Annotated in this window: 21 protein-coding genes and 1 pseudogene; 3 read left to right on the plus strand and 19 right to left on the minus strand. The window is 46.6% G+C overall.

Annotation, left to right across the window (positions count from 1 at the left end):
- Positions 1-45: 45 nt before the first annotated feature.
- Genes KJS65_RS21810 through KJS65_RS21820 form a run of 3 tightly spaced genes read right to left on the minus strand, consistent with a single transcriptional unit; the run spans position 46 to position 3480 of the window.
- On the minus strand, positions 46-1653 hold the full coding sequence (locus tag KJS65_RS21810) for an extracellular solute-binding protein (protein ID WP_213651965.1): 1608 nt from the start codon (positions 1651-1653) through the stop codon (positions 46-48).
- A gap of 44 nt (positions 1654-1697) precedes the next feature.
- Entirely contained in the window at positions 1698-2609 is a 912-nt protein-coding gene (locus tag KJS65_RS21815; RefSeq protein ID WP_213651966.1) for a carbohydrate ABC transporter permease, read from the minus strand.
- Positions 2610-2625: 16 nt separating this feature from the next.
- Complete coding sequence (locus KJS65_RS21820) at positions 2626-3480, minus strand: ABC transporter permease (RefSeq protein ID WP_306432991.1); 855 nt, start codon at positions 3478-3480, stop codon at positions 2626-2628.
- 374 nt (positions 3481-3854) lie between these two features.
- Between KJS65_RS21820 and KJS65_RS21825 the strand changes: the two genes are divergently transcribed.
- Positions 3855-5588 carry a cache domain-containing sensor histidine kinase gene (locus tag KJS65_RS21825; RefSeq protein WP_306432984.1) on the plus strand — a complete coding sequence of 578 codons (1734 nt, stop codon included), beginning with the start codon at positions 3855-3857 and terminating at the stop codon, positions 5586-5588.
- Between the two features lie 14 nt (positions 5589-5602).
- A complete protein-coding gene (locus tag KJS65_RS21830; protein ID WP_213651968.1) occupies positions 5603-7189 on the plus strand; it encodes a response regulator in 1587 nt (528 codons plus the stop codon).
- A gap of 90 nt (positions 7190-7279) precedes the next feature.
- Here KJS65_RS21830 and KJS65_RS21835 read toward each other — a convergent pair whose 3' ends face one another.
- The 3 genes from KJS65_RS21835 to KJS65_RS21845 all read right to left on the minus strand — a co-directional run bounded on the left by KJS65_RS21835 (position 7280) and on the right by KJS65_RS21845 (position 9662).
- The gene (locus tag KJS65_RS21835; protein WP_213651969.1) at positions 7280-8095 is read right to left on the minus strand and encodes a DUF817 domain-containing protein; all 816 of its coding nucleotides are present in this window, start codon (positions 8093-8095) and stop codon (positions 7280-7282) included.
- 120 nt (positions 8096-8215) lie between these two features.
- Positions 8216-8740, minus strand: coding sequence for a hypothetical protein (locus KJS65_RS21840; protein ID WP_213651970.1), 525 nt, complete (start codon positions 8738-8740; stop codon positions 8216-8218).
- A gap of 220 nt (positions 8741-8960) precedes the next feature.
- Positions 8961-9662: a YjjG family noncanonical pyrimidine nucleotidase gene (locus tag KJS65_RS21845; protein WP_213651971.1), complete on the minus strand. Its 702-nt coding sequence runs from the start codon at positions 9660-9662 to the stop codon at positions 8961-8963.
- Positions 9663-9794: 132 nt separating this feature from the next.
- Here KJS65_RS21845 and KJS65_RS29965 point away from each other — a divergent pair.
- Positions 9795-9912: pseudogene (locus tag KJS65_RS29965) on the plus strand (oxidoreductase); the annotation flags it as partial.
- A gap of 76 nt (positions 9913-9988) precedes the next feature.
- On the opposite strand, the gene KJS65_RS21850 reads toward KJS65_RS29965, so the two are convergent.
- From KJS65_RS21850 to KJS65_RS21910, 13 genes are all read right to left on the minus strand, one after another.
- Positions 9989-10183: a DUF4177 domain-containing protein gene (locus KJS65_RS21850; protein WP_213651972.1), complete on the minus strand. Its 195-nt coding sequence runs from the start codon at positions 10181-10183 to the stop codon at positions 9989-9991.
- Between the two features lie 2 nt (positions 10184-10185).
- Positions 10186-11109, minus strand: coding sequence for a sugar phosphate isomerase/epimerase (locus KJS65_RS21855; protein WP_213651973.1), 924 nt, complete (start codon positions 11107-11109; stop codon positions 10186-10188).
- Positions 11110-11111: 2 nt separating this feature from the next.
- The gene (locus tag KJS65_RS21860) at positions 11112-11282 is read right to left on the minus strand and encodes a hypothetical protein (RefSeq protein WP_168928801.1); all 171 of its coding nucleotides are present in this window, start codon (positions 11280-11282) and stop codon (positions 11112-11114) included.
- Between the two features lie 67 nt (positions 11283-11349).
- Positions 11350-11742, minus strand: a complete 393-nt coding sequence (locus KJS65_RS21865) for a VOC family protein (RefSeq protein WP_213651974.1) — start codon at positions 11740-11742, stop codon at positions 11350-11352.
- 103 nt (positions 11743-11845) lie between these two features.
- Positions 11846-12007: a hypothetical protein gene (locus KJS65_RS21870; protein ID WP_213652384.1), complete on the minus strand. Its 162-nt coding sequence runs from the start codon at positions 12005-12007 to the stop codon at positions 11846-11848.
- A 50-nt stretch (positions 12008-12057) separates the two neighbouring features.
- Positions 12058-12597 (minus strand): hypothetical protein, encoded by a 540-nt coding sequence (locus KJS65_RS21875; protein WP_213651975.1) that lies wholly within the window; start codon positions 12595-12597, stop codon positions 12058-12060.
- A gap of 222 nt (positions 12598-12819) precedes the next feature.
- The gene (locus KJS65_RS21880) at positions 12820-13572 is read right to left on the minus strand and encodes an enhanced serine sensitivity protein SseB C-terminal domain-containing protein (RefSeq protein ID WP_136603953.1); all 753 of its coding nucleotides are present in this window, start codon (positions 13570-13572) and stop codon (positions 12820-12822) included.
- A 93-nt stretch (positions 13573-13665) separates the two neighbouring features.
- Positions 13666-14556, minus strand: a complete 891-nt coding sequence (locus KJS65_RS21885; RefSeq protein WP_213651976.1) for a TIGR01777 family oxidoreductase — start codon at positions 14554-14556, stop codon at positions 13666-13668.
- 34 nt (positions 14557-14590) lie between these two features.
- Positions 14591-15031: a hypothetical protein gene (locus tag KJS65_RS21890; protein WP_244864713.1), complete on the minus strand. Its 441-nt coding sequence runs from the start codon at positions 15029-15031 to the stop codon at positions 14591-14593.
- Positions 15032-15078: 47 nt separating this feature from the next.
- Positions 15079-15516 carry a VOC family protein gene (locus KJS65_RS21895; RefSeq protein WP_213651977.1) on the minus strand — a complete coding sequence of 146 codons (438 nt, stop codon included), beginning with the start codon at positions 15514-15516 and terminating at the stop codon, positions 15079-15081.
- Positions 15517-15555: 39 nt separating this feature from the next.
- Positions 15556-16146, minus strand: a complete 591-nt coding sequence (pgsA, locus tag KJS65_RS21900; RefSeq protein ID WP_213651978.1) for a CDP-diacylglycerol--glycerol-3-phosphate 3-phosphatidyltransferase — start codon at positions 16144-16146, stop codon at positions 15556-15558.
- A 47-nt stretch (positions 16147-16193) separates the two neighbouring features.
- Positions 16194-16841 (minus strand): HD domain-containing protein, encoded by a 648-nt coding sequence (locus KJS65_RS21905; RefSeq protein WP_213651979.1) that lies wholly within the window; start codon positions 16839-16841, stop codon positions 16194-16196.
- 231 nt (positions 16842-17072) lie between these two features.
- Positions 17073-18581: a sulfatase family protein gene (locus KJS65_RS21910; RefSeq protein WP_213651980.1), complete on the minus strand. Its 1509-nt coding sequence runs from the start codon at positions 18579-18581 to the stop codon at positions 17073-17075.
- Between the last annotated feature and the right edge of the window lie 23 nt (positions 18582-18604).

Here is an 18604-nt window from a genome sequence, read left to right on the forward strand (position 1 = left end):
GATTACAATCCCTTAACTCTCCGTAAAACCAGAAACTCCATCCTCCTATTTGACACTATTGTAGCGGTCGTAAGCATCCGTGCGGATTTTCACCAGCTTTTCAAGTCCCATTTCATTCAGCTTCTTCACATAAGCATCCCACTGCTCGTCAATGCCGCCTTTCGTAATCCACTGGGCACGGTTTGTTCTTACATAGGTGTCGATATCTGTTGTAAGCGTCGGCAGCTCCTGGAATTCTTCCGATGTATACATGACATTCGGGAATGGTGTTGTCACATATTCTTTGCCCAGTTTATCAATTTCAAGCTTCAATCCGTCTCCGTTGGCAGGATCCAGAACGATATTCTTTTCAAAGCTTGGATTCACGTACTTCGGACCAAAGTCACGGAGGGAGCTATCCCAATACCAGGCATCCGCACTGGTACCTGCTGGCGGATTCATGAGTGTGAAGGTACCGTCGTCATTCTTTTTAATTACCGTATCCATCGCGCCCCAGAAGTTCTGAATGCTGGCTTCATTGGTATAGAATTGGTCTGCCCATCTGGCTACTACCTCAGGATTCTTGCAGGAAGTCGTAATAAGAAGCTCGTTACGTCTATAACTGAGTCCATTCGGATCACCCACTTGATAACGCTTTCCATCCGGACCGGCAATGGTCGGGATCGTCACGTATTGATCTTTCCATTTGCCGAATACAGCATCAGGCGTCCACTGATTCGTGAATCCAACCAGCGCGGCATCCGGATTTTGCTGCTTTGCAGTCAGCATGGTGTTATCTTGGGTAAACAGCTCTTGATCAATCAAACCTTCCGAATACAATTTATGAACCCATTTGATCGCTTCTTTGTACTCGTTAGAGGTAGGAAAATAAACCGGTTTACCGTCCTTGACCATCATGCTGGTTGCGTTCAAATCCGTAATTCCGAAAGGAGCCAGAAGATCCACGCTGATATCTTGTGAACCGCTGAAAGGAATTTCATCCTTTTTCCCGTTACCGTTCGGATCATTGTCCTTGAAAGCTTTGAAGACGTTGTAGAGATCATCGATCGTTTCAGGAACCTTCAGCCCCAATTTATCCAGCCAGGCTTTATTGATTACCGGCTGATTCTGCGTCACCGGCCGGGACGGCAGTCTTGCCGGCAGCGAATACATTTTCCCGTCAGGGAATGTGCTCAACTTCTTCAGCTCCGGGGATTCCGATATGGCAGCTTTAAGGTTCGGCATGTACTCTTCAATATAATCATCCAATGGACGGAACGAACTGAGGTTATTTACGATATCTGAGTCGGAGAACGCAATATCACCAAGCACAACATCGGGCATCGTACCACTGGCGAGCATAATGGATTTCTGCTCAGCCCAGTCATTGGAAGACATGACCTGCCAGTTGATTTTCACATTCGTATCCTTTTCCAGATTTTGAAGCCATGTATTTTTTGTAAAGGTATCGCCCATGTTGCCCCAGCGGACGGTTAATACATTCAGTGTAATCGGTTCTTTTACAATAGGAAGGCCCGTTTTGTTAAAAGATGAATCCGAATCGGTGGATGATTTACTTGCGTCTTTACTTCCGCTGCATGCGGTCATTCCAACCAGAAGCGTCGAAATAACGCCAAGCGTAATCAAAAATCTGGCAATCCTTTTTTTACCCATTCCGCCAAATCCCCCTAATATTCATTAAAATTATAACCGGTTATTTATTCCTTGACCGCTCCGATCATCACCCCCTGGTTAAAGTACTTCTGCACAAATGGATAGACACACATAATCGGTATCGTGGACACGATAATGACGGAGTAACGCATCATGTTGGCAAGCCGTAATGCAATGTTGGCCGCTTCGCCGCTTCCAAGACTGGACTGCATCTGGTTGGTGATGAGGATATTCCGCAGTATTAACTGCAGAGGATACAGATTGGGATTTTTCAAATAGATCAAGGCGTTGAAATAGGAATTCCAATATCCGACCGCGATCCATAAACCAAGCACCGCGATGATCGCCTTGGAGAGCGGCAGAACAACGAGGGCATAATACCGGAGATTGCCGCATCCGTCGATCTGCGCCGCTTCCCACAGATCACCCGGAATACTCGACTGGAAGAAGGTTCTTGCCACAATGATGTCATAAACCACGACCGAAAACGGAAGCACCATAACCAAAAACGTATTGTACATATGGAAATCGCGGATGGTCAGGAACGTCGGAATCAATCCGCCGCTGAAGAACATCGTAAAGATAAAAAACAGGGAGATGAACTTGCGCCCTACCAGGTCTTTTCTTGAGAGCGCATATGCTGCCGAGATGTTGACGACTAAGCCGATCGCTGTGCCTGCAACCGTGTACAGAATCGTATTTCTGTATCCGATCCATATATTTTCATGCTTGAGCAGTTCCTTATAACCATCGAACGTAAAGCCTTTAGGTATCAGCCATACCTGTCCATTGCCAACGGCTGAAGGGTCACTGAAGGATGCGATGATGATGAAATACAGCGGATAAATAAGAATGAGCAGTAAAAACACAGCAAAGATATAGAGAAAAATTTCCATGACGCGGTCGGAAGATCGGTTGTTTACTTTCCCCGCTGCGGTGTTCGCTATAACTTCCATAAGATCCCCTCCCCCGCTACCATAGACTGTTATCGCTGAGCTTTTTCGAAATTTGATTCACTACAATCAACAATGCAAAATTAATCAGGGTATTGAAGAGATTAATGGCCGATGAGAAGCTGTACTGGCTGCTGAGCAGGCCGATTTTGTACACATAAGTGGAGATCACTTCGCTCGATGAAATGTTGAGATTGTTCTGCATCAAGTATACTTTTTCAAAACCTACGCCCAGCAGTCCGCCCATACGGAGAATGAACAAGGTGACCGCCGTGGGCACAAGCATTGGAATATCGATATAACGTATTTTCTGCCACCGGCTCGCACCATCGACCGTCGCTGCTTCATACAGGCTCGGGTCAACCGCGGATAATGCGGCGATAAAAATGATGCTGTCCCATCCGGCATGCTGCCACACATCCGACCATACATAGACACTGCTGAAAAGACTGGCGGAACCCATCAGGTTTGGGGCTTCTCCGCCAAATAGCCGGTAGATGTTACCGATCAATCCATTGCCTGGTGAAAACAGGATCAGCATCAATCCCACCATAACAACCGTAGAAATAAAATGCGGCATGTAGGTTACCGTCTGAAATACCCGTTTGAACCGGTTCACCCGCATTTGATTCACCATCAGTGCAAGTATAATCGGGATCGGGAAGGTGACGATGCTGTATAGACTGATAATCAGCGTATTTTTGATCGTTACTGAAAATTGATACGAATGAAAGAACTTTTCAAAGTACTTCAGTCCTGCCCATGGGCTTCCCGTTATACCAAGTGCGGGACTATAATCTTTAAACGCAATCACAACACCGTACATCGGCTTGTAGGAAAACAATAGCAGCAGTACGACCGCCGGCAGCAGCAGCACATATAGCCCCCAGTTTCTTCCGATCCGCCCGAACGTACGCTGGATTGTGCTACTGGATGAATTCAACTTCAGAAAGACTCCCCCTTCCCACTTTTTCCCGCGCTTTAGTCAGATGCTGATTCTCTAAACAAGATTTATTATATCTGCTCCATTCAAGCTAAACCGGACTTCGTAAAAGCATTATCCGGACCCTCTTGATTCAAGGCCTATCCATGCATGGGAAAAACTAACAATATCCAGACTTTTTGATGGTACTATCCGGACTTTTGGAAAAAAACATACATTCGCACGTTTTGTTATGATTAGGGGTTCGATATAATATCAATTAAAGCGCATTCATTTTCTTAGGAAGAGATGAGAGAGGTTTTTTCATGAGACTCATGGCAAAAAAAACGGGCAAACCGTATCCGGTGAAACATTATGTTAACATTATGCTTTTCACTTTATTTACTGCGCTGATTCTGGATTTCATCATTAGTGATGCTTCCATCTCGATCGTCAAGCAGCAGTCTACACGGTATTTGAAGGACACCGCCGATCTGTATATCAACCGGATCAATCATGATTTTGCCTACATCAACCACTACATGGGCTGGACCCTGGCCAACGATGAGATCGTGAAAAACATGAATAAGTACGACACTCATTCCACCGAATTTCTGAAGTCAAACACGCAGCTTCATCAGCGGTTTACCGAACTGCAGAAAAATTACGGCCAGGAGTACAATTTTTTCTTTTATTTAAAGAAGAAAGATTTCTTTTTGAACTGCTCCCCCTTAAGTATCCAATATCCCGATTACCTGGATTTAAAAAAACAGGTTATGTCTTACGCTGAAGATAAAAACGTCTATGAAAAGTTTTATTCCGATTGGACTCCCGTTCTTGTCAAAGACAAATATTACATTATCAATATTGTGCCTTACCATGACAGCTATCTGATTTGTCTGATCTCCGCAGATGATTTGATCCGGCCGCTCAGAGCCATCAATCTTGGAGAAAACGGTTCCGCTTCATTGATGAATGAAAACCGTGAGAGCATCTCTACTCCGATTGGAGTCAGTGAGAAAGAGCTTCAACTCAACACTTCCAAGCCGGCGCTCCTCAGCTTCGTACAATCCCAGACAACGGTCAGCCGGCAGTTCTCTAACGCTTCGTTCCGTGTACAAATGGTCATCCGGTTCGGGACGTTCGAGAAAATTATGGTAGCCCAGCTGTTGATTATTTTACTCGCGTTGTTCATTGCTTTTATTCTGTGCGTGGTCATGATCTACTTCAACAAACGGGTGCTGAGACCGATCCAGACTTTCTCGGATAATCTGACCCAATTGAATGAGGACAACGAGAACCTGGATTTCCAAAGCAGTAAGATTATCGAGCTGGAACAGGCCAATCTGCAAGTGAAGGATCTGATTGAGCAGATCCGGAGATTCAAGATCGATATTTACGAGCGGGAACTGGATAAACAGCGAATTCAGCTGGACTATATGAAACTGCAAATTAAGCCCCATTTCTTTCTGAACTGCCTCACGAACATCTACAGTATGGCGCAAATGCAAATGTACGAGGAAATTGAACACATGACTTTATCCACTTCCCGGTATTTCAGGTATATCTTCCAGAATGGTCAGGATTTTGTCAGGCTAAAGGATGAAATTGATCATGTCAGAATCTATTTGGATATTCAACAGCATCGGTACCGGAATGCATTCGCTTATACCATTGAGGAGAATGTGGATACGGAGGACATCAGCATTCCCCCGCTTGTGCTCCAGACCTTTATCGAAAATGCGGTGAAATATGCCGTTTCCAGAGTAAACCAGGTGCAGATATCCCTTTCGGTCTGCCGTTTGATCGATAAGGACGCAGAGATGGTCATGATAAAAATATCCGATAGCGGACCCGGTTTCCCTGCCCATATCCTGGATCAGCTCACCCATGGACATCCTTTGGATCAGAGCGATGGAACGCATATCGGCATCATGAATACCCTCCAGAGACTAGAGCTGCTCTACCGCCGGAAGGCAGAAATCCGATTTCATAACCGCGAAGAAGGCGGCGCCTGCGTTACCATCTGCCTTCCATTTCATCCGCTCGAATCATTGTGAAAGGAGAGATCCAGATGAACGCTTTGCTGGTCGATGACGACTATTTTGTCGTGACGGCGCTTGAAAAGAAGATTGATTGGAAGGCGCTCTCTATTGAAAATATATTTACGGCCTATAACGTTTCCCAGGCAAGAGAGATTCTGCAGCAGCATCCTGTTCATATTCTCATTTGCGATATCGAAATGCCTCAGGGCAATGGACTGGAGCTGCTGGCGTGGATCCGTGAGGAAGAGTACACCGTTCAGACCATCTTCCTAACCAATTATGCGGATTTTAATTATGCCCAGAAGGCGATTGAACTGCAGAGCTTTGACTATTTTCTGAAGCCGATTGAGTTCGATAAATTGACCTTAATCATCCGGAAGGCTGTGTCCAAAGCTAATGAAGAGAAGAACATCGAGAAGGCCATCAAGGAAGGATATTTGTGGAAAAAAAATCAAAATAAAATTGTTGAGCATTTCTGGCGTAAACTGATTTCGGGAAAGACTTTTCCTTCCGATCCGGCTGTCATCGCCCATTCCATTGCTGACCAGAATCTATCCTATCAGATCTCGGATATGTTCCTGCCTGTACTCATCAAAGTATTTCCTTATGACACCAGCCTGGGCAAGGAAGATAAGGATCTGTTTAACTATGCGCTTCTGAATGTACTATATGAACTGTTTCAGAGTTCCCACTATTCCGTTGAAACGATCCTGGAGTACAAAGATTACAACTGGATCGCCATGCTGAAATGGAATCTGCCTCCAGAGCCGCATCGAATGGAAGAGATATGTACTTCGTTTATTCAAAAAGCCAACCAATTTCTAAGATGTGATGCCTGTTGTAACATTGCCACCGTTTCAGCCCTGCCGGCAGTGCATCCCGTTATCAGGCAATTAATCCATATGAATGAGGAATTGATCAACAGCCGCAATCAAATCTTTTTTCTGGAGAAATACAATTATCAAGAGGCGGCATACATCCCTCCTGATTTGGGACTTCTGGAAGAGCTGGTGAACCAGTCTAATCCTGCGGCATTTTTCGAAGAGATCCATCGATACCTGCATAGTCTCGTGAACAACCAATCCATGAATGCATCGCTGCTTCGCTTGTTCCGGCTCGACCTGGTTCAGCTGGTCTATTCTTTTCTTAAGAGCAAAGAGATCCAAGCCCATAAGCTGTATACAGGAAGAACGAATGACCAGTTGTTTATACAGTCGCTGAATTCGATAGAGGATATGGAGAAATATCTCACCTACTTGGTGAATACCGCCACGAAATACCGGGATTTCGCAGAGCAGCCAAGATCCGTTGTCGAAGAAATTCAGCAGCACATCAGCAGACACTATGGAGATGATCTGACAAGGATGAGTCTGGCGGAAACCGTCTATCTGAATCCGGATTACCTGGCACGTCTGTTTAAAAAAGAAACCGGGGTATCCTTGGGAACCTATATTATTGAGGCACGTATCCGTATTGCAAAGCATTTGTTAAAAACGACCCCTATGTCGGTCAATGCGATTGCCAGCAAAGTCGGATACTCTAATTATTCCTATTTCTCCAAGCTGTTCAAGCAGGAAACCGGCTGTACTCCATACGAATACCGGAATCTTCAATAAAAAGGCCACCCTGCCATAGAGAGCTCCGAAAACGATACAGCTTCAGACAAAAAATCAACCCAGTACCGTATCGGTGCTGGGTTGCGTTGTTTATTTGATCTGCTCCTGCAGGGGAGAAGCGCTTTGATCGGCTGCCTGTTCATTTTCTTTCACTCTTTTCAACTGTGCAACGATGATAATGCTGATCACCACGAGCAGGAACCAGGAGCTGATTTTTCCGATGTGTACAATTCTCCAGACATGATCCTGGTCAGGGTACTGCCACGCTCCAAAGAAGGTGGATATATTCTCTGCTACCCAGATAAAGAAGCCAGTCAGCACATAAGACAACACCATCGGCATCCGGTAGGATTTACCCGCAACATCAAAATGTACGACCGTTCTAAAAAAGATGATTGCCAGCAGCAGCGTCAGCCACCAGCGGATATCCCAAACATAGTGGTGGGTGAAAAAGTTCAGATAGATGAGGATACTGATACCCACGGTCCAAAAAGCATGCGGCCAGTTGGTGATCCGCAGATTCAAATTCCGCCAAGCCTGGCAGATATAACTGGCTACGCTAGCATACATAAAGCCGCTGTATAGAGGAACGCCGCCAATTTTGCTCCAACCCGCTTCCGGGTACGACCACGATCCCATATGTACCTTGTATAATTCGAGCAGCAGCCCGATGATGTGAAACATGCAGATCACCTTAAATTCATCCCAGGTTTCCAGTTTGAATACCAGCATCAGCACCTGCGCAAGGACGCATACCAGCAGAATAAAATCATATCTCGGTAAAAAAGGGATATGCAGCAGCTTCGAAGCAGCCAGCGTCAAAAAGATAACCGCCGGAAAAATGCAGGATCGGGCTTCCAGATACCCGAATATGAGGAACCTGTATAGGGGACTAACCCTTTTCATAGTGCTTTGTTCCAACTTATCACCTTCATTCATATCTTTAGTTCAGGAATTGCTTCAATATTTTAACATTCATCCTGACAAAATAAAATCCGCCATCCAGAAGATGACGGATCTTTTTGTTTAAGGGATATACTGCTGTACAATTTTGATGACTTTGCCGTCCTGAATCGTCAGGTAATACGGGAAGCTTTTCATGTCCATCAGCTTGTCGTTGTTCATAATGGCCAAATACTTGTCGAGCGATACGGCTTCGTTCCACTTGATCTCCATACCTTCGTAGGTTCCATCGTGGTCATAAAGCTGCATCAGCACCGTTGCATCTGGAGCGATTTCGTAGGTTTGAAGCGTTTTATCATCATTCACAATGTAATAGCCGTCAGGTGCTCCGCCTAATTCCTCAGCTGCATCCTTATCTTGTTCCGCAAACTTCTGGTCGGCTGCGGCGCCTTCATACCAATCAATCGGATCTGCCTGAATACTCAGGTGTCCATTATCCTGCTGTATTGTAGAAATCAAGGCTGTTACTGTGTCCTCGCTCGGAGGAACCGGTGTGTATTCCTTATCCGTTCCGACTGCACTGGCCGATGTGATAAAGCTCAGCAGGGCGACGATCATGAGGGTAGCAAGCAGCGTGATTTTTTTCATTGAAAATATCTCCTTTATGGACAATGTATTTCATTTCCATATCATCCATTACCCTGCTGAGTTATTTTCAAACGAGATTGAAGAAAAAATCCCGGAATAGCTCCAATCGGGCGCGGTGATCTTATAGATTTACTATAAATCATCCCTTGCGCCAAATCGTCACAATAAGGTTACAGCCACGTCAAATTGTTGTCATGAACGATACGCTTTCATATATCAATCAGGCTCTGCTGCGCTCTAGAATCTCTTTCAGCTCAGCCAAGTCATGGATTTCGTAGGTTGGTACAATGCCTGTTGTGTTCGGAAGACGGTTCGGATTATACCAGCACGTATCTATCCCTACATTGTTTCCGCCTTGAATATCCGAGGTCAGGGAATCTCCGACCATCAGCATTTTCTCTTTCTCCGCGCTTCCAATTTTGGAAAAGGCATGCTCAAATATGCCCGGCTGCGGCTTCTGAAAGCCCGTATCCTCGGAAACGATCACCGCTTCGAAGAAATCCTTGAGCTCTGAGCGGCCAATCCGCCCAAACTGTACCTGCTTGATGCCATTGGTGATAATCGCCATGCGATAACCGTTCTCCTTCAAATAGAGGCAAAGATCCAGCGCTCCGGCCAGAACAAACGCCTGCTCCGAGAGCGATTCAATATATCGGTCGCTGATGATGCCTGCATCCTCATTCAGTCCCTGTTCCAGACAAAATCTCCGGAAACGTTCCACCCTCAGCTCGGTCGAATTAATCAAACCCTGCTCCAGCTCCTGCCATAGCCCGTGATTAATCCGGTTATAGCAATCCGTTATCGCCTTATCCATCGGATCAAGTTTCATGCTCGTAAGTACGCTGGACAACGCGAGCGATTCGGACATCTTGAAATCAAACAAAGTTTCATCTGCATCTAATAAAATCCATTCGTAAGACAAGTCGTAGGCCTTCCTTCTTCGTTAAAATAGGCTTTTTTCTGCCCTGTATCCTATTAGTGTAAGTGAAGCGCCACATTTTATCCACTTTTCCTAAATAGCTTAACATGGCATTCAGGTTTGAAGAATGAAGCTGCATCGGATGAATCGAAGTTCCTCACCGGACAAACGATCCAGGTTGAAGGCGGCCATTATCATGGCCAATCCTACCGTTCCTGAACTGCGGGAATTTGCAGCTAAACAACAACAATGATCACGTTAATTAAAAGCACACAACCACCACAGATGCGCGGGTGTTGTGTGCTTTTACTCATTAAGATTTATAAAATTTATACTTTCCGCTTAAAAATTGCGATTACATCCCTGGATTGTCCCTGATTGACGCTGGTGTCAAAACAGGAGACAAGCTCCCAGCCGTCAATGCCGTAGCTGTTCAGCAGATCCTCGAACTCCTCCTCATCAACCTTCCCTCCCAGAAAGCCGCCTGTTTTATACTTGACTGTTTTATACGCCCATTGTTCCATCGTTATTCAGCTCCTTTCTTATTTGGAATGGCCGATATCAGCTTCGAAACCCACTCGTAGCATCGCTGCAAATCCTCATCGCTGACCAAATCTGAACGGTGCTCAAACTGGATTTTCACATTCGGATTCTCCTGCCTGATGATGTGGAGATATTCGGCGATCGGCGCCCAGCCGTCGGACCGTAGCTGCTCAGGCAGAACCGGGTATCGCAGCTTGATAAAGCCGTCACCGTACTGCAAATTCCATAGATGGATGACTTCCGCATATTTGGCGTATTTCCGCATGATCGGGATAGATTGAAAGGATGGATCCCTTCTCTCCTGCAGGTACAGTCTTCCGGTATCCAGACAAAGCCGGATCAGGTGGTACTTCTGCAGCAGCTCCTCTAAAACATCTGAATCATACACATATTTGTTCAGTGCATCGAATTCCAGTACAGGGACGAAGCCGTATTGTCTGCTTCGCTCTGTCAGCCACTGAAAAAGCTCCTCCGTCCGCTGCTTATACTCTTCGAAGGAATACTTACTTTCGTAAACATATTCCCTTCGGTCACTGAAATGCCATCTGCTCCAGTCCACCCGATCATCCAAAATGACCGGCTTGGGATAATGAAACAAAATATAGGCGGGATCCAGCCCCATCCGCAAAGCTTCATCCAGCCCATCCTGAATCAATCGGTATGCTTGATTCCGTTCCTCTTCATCGGGCGAGAGAAACAGGGCATCGCGGATAACGAGCCCTCGATCCCGGAGCGGAAAATGAATGCCCACCTGGAAGGAATGCTTCTGCGCAGCCTGAATTAACTTCAGAACATCCTCCTCCGTTTGGAGCAGACAGGCCTCAATCCCGTAAAATTCATCGCGGAAATCCCGGTCGAATTTATGCTGGTCAAATGAACCATACTGCCCGATTAAAAATCGCTGCATACTCATTTTCTGTCCCAGACTACGATAAATAGCGTTGCCAAGGGGCCGATCAAAAGCGAGATCAGAAACCAGTTCAGTCCACTCCGGTTTTTCCCTTGAGCTAGTCCGGCATTGATTAGGGCCAATGTCCCCCATCCAACCACGTAACCGCCTGAACCATTATTCATATTCATAGCCCCCTCCTAAAAAAATAAAGCCGCTGTCACTACGCATCATGACAGCGGCGGGTTATCGTGCTTCTTAATCCTTCTTACCCGATCCAAAGCCAATGGAGTAGTTATCCGGATCCGTAATGGAAAATTCCTTCCAAGCTCCCCAATCCGCCTCCGTGAGAACAGGCTCCTGAATGAATTGAGCTCCTTTGGCTTTCAATTCTTCGTACAGCTGATCCAAATCATTGTGCGTATCGACATACGCATATGTATCCCATGCAGCCGCCTGGTCTTTCCCCTTCTTGTTCGGCTGCACATCTCCCGGTTCTACGGCCTGCAGCAGCTTGAAGCCAAGCGCAAATTCATCACGAACAGCCCAGAAGTCATTCACCTCGCAGCCAAGCACCTTTTCATAGAAATCCTTGGATGCGGCGAGATCTGACACCAATCGAACCTGAACGGAGTACTCAATTTTACTCATTCTATCATCCTCCAACGAATTGTCAAACCTGGCCAGGCATGTCATACATGCCGCAGCACGGCTCATTTTTTAACAAAATTATACACATTTTCCCTGCTGTAATCTATCTTAATCTATGGGATTTTTCAGCCAAATAGATATCGAGTGCTTTAATCGCCCGTACAGCGAAACGGATAAATAAAATCATGCAGACAATCCCCAAACCAAAAAATCCCAAACTAATGATTAATGGAATAATAGCGATAATTCCTGTTCCGGTATCCAAATTCATCTTCCTCTCTTATTGAAATCTCAGCGCATAAACTTGCTCAGTCGTTATTCCATACTTTCGTACTCTTCTGTAACCGACATTGGTATTTTCTCGGTATGCATGTTTCCCTGGTTGTCTTTCCAGCTCATCTCCATATACGAGTATCCCAGATCTTCCTTGGTTTCTTCGAGTTCCCAGAAATATGGCGCGCCTTGAATCGAAGCAATTTCTTTCGTGTTATCCAAAAGACTGACTGACCCGTTAATAGATGATTCGGTGTGACTGAGAACCGCCTGTGGCGTTTCATTCGCAGGCTGCTCATAAAACGAATAGCTGAAATAAGTGGAATCCTGAATATTCCCGGGGGCGCCCAAATAGGTTAAACTTCCTTTACCCCGATAGGTGGAAGATGCCGTTCTGATGATCATGAAATGGTTCACCTGCCAATGTTGGCTTTTCCCATTCAGCATGAAGGCTTCCCAAGCCTTGCCGCTTCCCGAAAGCTTATCCTGACTGGAATTCCTCATCATCAGCAAGCCGAGCGTCAACCCATTGGTCACCAGCAAAATCGCGATAACAGCTATACACCACTTTTTAACGGACATCCGATGACTCCCTCCAGACGCCTTTTTTGAACACAAAAAAACCGGCAATGTACTCAGCCAGGTTTGTCTGTACTCGGATGTGAATATCTGCGGCCATAACAATCACCCACTATTTTACACTAAATCCTAATTCAGGGGTATATCTCATTCTAGCATTTTACATAAAAAATACCCGAATCCCGGCATGGCCGGAACTCGGGTATTTGCAGCATCTGAAACAGATCAGAAGGTCTCCTTCAGATAAAACGGCTTGCATTGGCTTTCAAAATAACTCTCCAGCCCAGAGCTACCATTCAGCTCAATGAATTCTACAGGCGGGAATTGTACCTGTACCGATTCAGCCACTTTGCCGGCCTCGGCAATAATGTTGTCGCCTTTGCCGATATAGCTAACCGCAATCAGGGTACGCGGCGCTCTGTCGGTGCGCGGGTTAAAGGATTGGGCATTATAAGCGCAAATGACATTTTTCAACCGTTCAAAGAGGGTGCTGAGTTCAGCCAGCAGTTCTGCCGGCGGCTCTGATGGCGGACCAATCATGGTTTGGGTATTCTTTTCCACCACATAAGCCTCTGGAGCGTTAAACACGGAACCATCCAGGATCGATTCAATTTCCCGTGCACTAAACTCCTTGCCAAAAGGGGAACCCGGGTTAAGAAGGATATCCGCGCCTTTGGTCAACTGGAAAAAATGCAGTGCATTGATCGCCAGGTATTGAACCGGCTCTTTGATAAAATCCTGCATGCGGGTGAGTGAAGAAAAAATAGGTACGTATCTTTTTCCATTCATTTCAACGCTCAAAAGCTGTACGGACTGCCCCGCGGTCAGCTCCGTTTTTTCTTGCACAGGGGTTGTCCCGCCCTGAATCGTGTAGATTTCGGAATTTCGCAGTTCGTTATAAAAGTCAGGTCTGGCAGAGGGCTCGTTAACTGCTTTGGCAAGCTTCTCTTCCAGCGTATTTGTAGCTTCTAAAGACATGGTTGAGGCTCCCTTCAGGAAAGTATCGGATAAAGGACCAATATAAGTAGTGTACCTCTCTTTTGCAATTAACTAAAGCCCTAACCCCAATATTTATGAGGGAATGATTTCGTTGAGAGCTTCCTTCAGTGTAGGATATTTGAAATGGTATCCCGCCTGTTCCAGTCTCTCCGGGATGACCCAGCGGCTTTTGAGAATCAGTTCGGTTTCCGTTTGTATGACACCGGCGCCCATTTCCAGCATCCAAGCTGGAGCAGGCAGGCCAAAGTGCATTTTCATCGCTTGGCGAAGCTCCTGCATCAACTCCCGATTGTTCACCGGGTTCGGGGACGAGACATTAAAAACCCCGCTCAGCTCTGCATGGTCTCTCAGAAATAGAATAATACCAAGGATGTCATGCAGATGAATCCAGCTGAATTTTTGGCTGCCGGGTCCCTGAATGCCGCCGAGTCCAAACCGGACCAGATTTTGATAAGGAATCATAACGCCTCCGCCCTGTCCGAGAACGATGGCTATTCTGAGTGCTATTTGACGGGTCTGGGGAACAGAGAATGAGAAAAAGGTTTGCTCCCATGCCTTGGCCACATCCACCGAAAAACCGGATCCGATCTCTCCGTGCACTTCCGTCATGGGCCGGTCCTCCGCATGCCGGTAAATGGTTGCTGTACTGGAATTGATCCAAAGAGCCGGTGGATGCTCACAGGCCAGTACCGCTTGTCCCAGAATCATGGTTGTTTCCGTTCTGGAGTTCATAATTCCGGCTTTGTTTTTCGCATTGTAACGGCAGTTCACGGATTTACCCGCCAAATTGATCAGCATGTCAGCATGCTCCAGCGCTTCCCGGATCCCGTTCGTATCATCCCATGAAATATGGCCTGCTCGTCTGGAAATGATAAACACCTCATAGCCAAGCTGTTTACACTGATTTTCCAGATAGGTTCCGATAAAACCCGTTCCTCCGGCAATGACAACCTTTTGTTTCATTCTTGTTATCTCCTTTCCCATGGATCATGGAGGTTCATTGTCTACGCCTGCTGCGGCGATTGATTGCGACGAGGACGACCAAGGCCAATAGGGCAGCTCCTATCATATACATCCACCATAATCCGTTATTTTTTGATGTTTCATCAGCAGCATATGTTCGTTGATATACGGCTTTTATATACGTTTCGGCATCCGTTTTTACAGCAATCTGCTGCTTGGAATCGATGCCATTGATCGCATAGTAAGGAGTTCCTTTCGGATACTGATTGGAGAAATTCCCGCGGTACGTGCCTTCCTTGTCGGAGAAGCGGGTTACTTTTCCAATTTGATTGCCGATAAGCTCCGAACTCACCTCTTCCATTGTAACCACATACACGCTGCTATGATATACCACGAATGGATAAGCCCAACTTGCCGATGCCTCCGTATGAACGAACAGAAAGAAGATGTACATGAGTACTGCTACCCTTTTCATGATACCCTCCATCCTCAGACGCTTCTCATTTCTAAGCTCTGGGGTTCCTACTTGAAATGATCCTTAATTTCATCCTGAGGGTCCCATTTCGACCAAGCTGCTTCCAGCAGATTGCCTTCAGGGTCTCTGAAATAAAAGTATTTCGCCTCGCCCTCACCTAACGTATGAAGCTCTTCCACCGCAACTCCTGAATTCTTCAGCTTATCGTATGTATACTTAATATCAGCGCAGTTTAAAGCCATGATGGGGAATGGTTTACCGTTTCTCGTGATTTCCAGCTGCTGCTTAACATGTGTTTCGATCAGAAGCATCGCGATGGAGTTCAAATGCGGATGATGAAGCACAGCCAAAAGGGAACCGCGGTCTTCAAACTTGTCCATCAGCTTAAAATCCAGATGCTCGGTATACCATGCAATAGACTCATCGATTCGGGTCGTAGGTATGTAAACATAACCAATACGCAGAAAGGAAAAAGAATGTGTCATCGAAAAAACCTCCCCTTTTTTTAAAAAAAGCTGCTAGTACTACATGTCATTCAGCTTGAGGATCTTGAAGTTTTGAATGAGATAGTTGATCCCCGAAATCAGCGTCAGGCATACCGCAAGCAGCATCAGGATGTTATCCACCCGGATGGATGTAAACCACTGAAAAGGATAATTTCCGAGCAGTACAGCCACGATCGCTACCACCTGCAGAACCATTTTCCATTTCCCAAGCTTATCCGCGGCCAAAGCGATGCCTTGAGCGGAAGCAATCATGCGAAGACCTGTGATGACAAACTCCCGGCTGATCATAATCACAGCCACCCACGAAGCAATCATATCTGCCTGTACCATCATGATCAGCGCGACGGAAATCAGCAGCTTATCGGCGAGCGGGTCCAGCAGCTTTCCCAGATTGGTGATCTGGTTATATTTTCTCGCGACATAGCCGTCTAATTTGTCTGTTCCGGAAGCAAGCACGAAGATCCCAATGGCTATGTATAAACCATAATTGTTCAAGAACTGGATGATCCCGCTGACTTCAGCCAGCCATGCCGGCCATTTTGTAAAAAACAGCATGAAAAGCGGAATCAGCGCGATCCGTGCCATCGTAATTCGGTTGGCGGTATTCAATGGAATGACTCCTTTCAATAACCGGTATTTGGAAGGGTGGTGCCGGATTAGTTCCGGACCTTCCATTCACTGTAGAACTGCTTCAAATACAGCTTCATAAACGCATGTCTTTGCTCCGCCAGCTCTCTGGCGTATGAGGTATTCATCAAATCTTTCAATTTCAGCAGCTTTTCATAAAAATGATAGATGGCCGTTTTATTGCTCGACCGGTAATCCTCCTGTGCAAGAATCTCCTCACTCAGATCGGGATCGTGAATAATACGCCCATTGGCACCCGAGTATACGAAGGTTCTGGCAATTCCGACTGCGCCAAGCGCATCCAGCCGGTCTGCATCCTGAACGACCTGGCCTTCCAGCGTCTTCATCGGCGGATTTTTGCCACCGTTATAAGACATGGTCGAAATGATGTCCATCACCTGGTCGATCAGATCCATGTCAGTGGTATGCCCTAGCATCCAGGAGCGAACCTTATCCAGCCCCGCTTCTTTACTGTCGTTCAGCTTCTCATCAGCCACATCATGCAGCAATGCCGCCAGCTCGCACACAACCGCATCCGCATGCTCTTTGCCGGCGATCTCCAAGGCCGTGTTTCTCACACGCTCGATATGCCACCAGTCATGACCGCTCGCTTCACCGGATAACTCCTGTTTTACAAATTGTTCTGCCTGCTGAATGAATTCGGAATGTTTCGTCATGATGTCCCTCTTATTCTCCCGCTTCTCCGGGTAGTATTGATCTGCTCAGAGACAACAAGACCCGGCTTAAGAATCACGCATATATTCTTAAGTCGGGTCACTGAGTTGTCTAGTATATAGAAATGAAAGGTACGTTGGTTTCTATGATTATACAACAGGATCACCTGCGGGCAAAGGCCCTGACAACAAACGAAAAAACCATCCGCATGAAAAGTGGATGGTTTCTGATCGTTATGCTCCCCAGATGCGCGGCATGGGCATTGGTTCTTTGCCGAGCTCAGCCCACGCATATTTTAGAAGCAGCTCGCTTTTGAGTACTCCATAAGCTGGATGATCCCATAAATTGTTCAGCTCTTCCGGATCATTCACGAGATCGAAGATTTCGCCGTAGGTTTGGCGGTAATATACTGTTATTTTATAGCGCGCATCAATATACGTCTTCTGGTGAATGGTAGTTGGCTCATGTCGGAATTCACAGATGGCATGATCACGCGCCTGATCCTGAACGCCTTTCCATACCCCGCTTTGATCGACCCCTGTCATGATTGCGGGAACCGGAATATCACATAAGGAGAGGAACGTTGGGGCCAGATCCACCAGAGACTGGATGGCAGCTGACTGTCTGCCGGCAGGAACATGACCAGGATACCTTACAATAAAAGGTAGCTTGATGAGGTCCTCGTAATGGAAGCCGCCCTTGTACTGCAATCCATGCTGCCCGAAAAAGTGTCCATGATCCGTTGTGAACACGATAACCGTGTTATCGGTCAAACCCAGCTCATCGAGCTTATCCAGGATTTTGCCTATATATTTGTCCATCAGACTGATCATGCCATAGTAAGTTCCTACGAGCTGCTTGCGCTCTGCCTCAGGTAAAAGATGAGAGTGATAACCATGAATGCCCTTGCCCGTTTCCATCAAATGGCTAAAATCCGGCTTCTCTTCCTGCGTCAATCCAAAATGCGGCGGGTTCATGTCATGCTCGCCTGGAGCCGCACTTGGAATGGTCAGCTCTTCCGGATCATACATACGGTCCCACGGCTCGGGTACCAGATAATCAGGATGCGGATCAAAGAAGCTCGACCATAAAAAGAACGGCTCATCCTTCTGCTTATACTGTTCCAGCATCGCATTCGTCCGCTCCGCGATCCATGCATCATAGTGAATTTCTTCCGGAATCGGCCATGTATGCTTGATTGCCGGATCCATCGATCCTGTAGGTGCCAGGAAATAATCCCGCCAGTTATCGAACCCCTTCTCTTCCATCCAGAGCGCATAATGCTGTCCCACATGTGCTTCATTGGTGTGGTTGCGGGCTAGCTCCACATGATCAAAGCCATAAAACGGTCCGTGGAATGAGTTCCAAAAATCAAGATCCTGAAGCAGCGGGTATGCCTCAAGCGATGGATACTCCTCCGTGCCCCGCAAAGGCTGGAAATGCGCTTTGCCGATCAATGATGTCTGATAGCCTGCCGCCACAAAATCCTCCGCCACGGTTCGGCGGTCCTCAAGCAGCTTTGTCCCCAGACTCCAGGCTCCATGCTGGCTCGGATACATGCCGGTTATGATGGAAGCCCGCGTAGGCGTACAGGTCGGATTCGGGCAATACGCCCGAGTAAATGACGTTCCTTCCTTGACGAGCCGGTCCAGATTGGGCGTATGTACTTCGCTGCCCAGGGCACCGATCGTGTTCCAGTGCTGCTGATCACTGGTAATAAGCAGAATGTTTGGATGCTTCAATACTGCCTCTCCCTTCTAGCGGT

The organism is Paenibacillus sp. J23TS9 (assembly GCF_018403225.1).
GTDB lineage: Bacteria > Bacillota > Bacilli > Paenibacillales > Paenibacillaceae > Paenibacillus_AQ.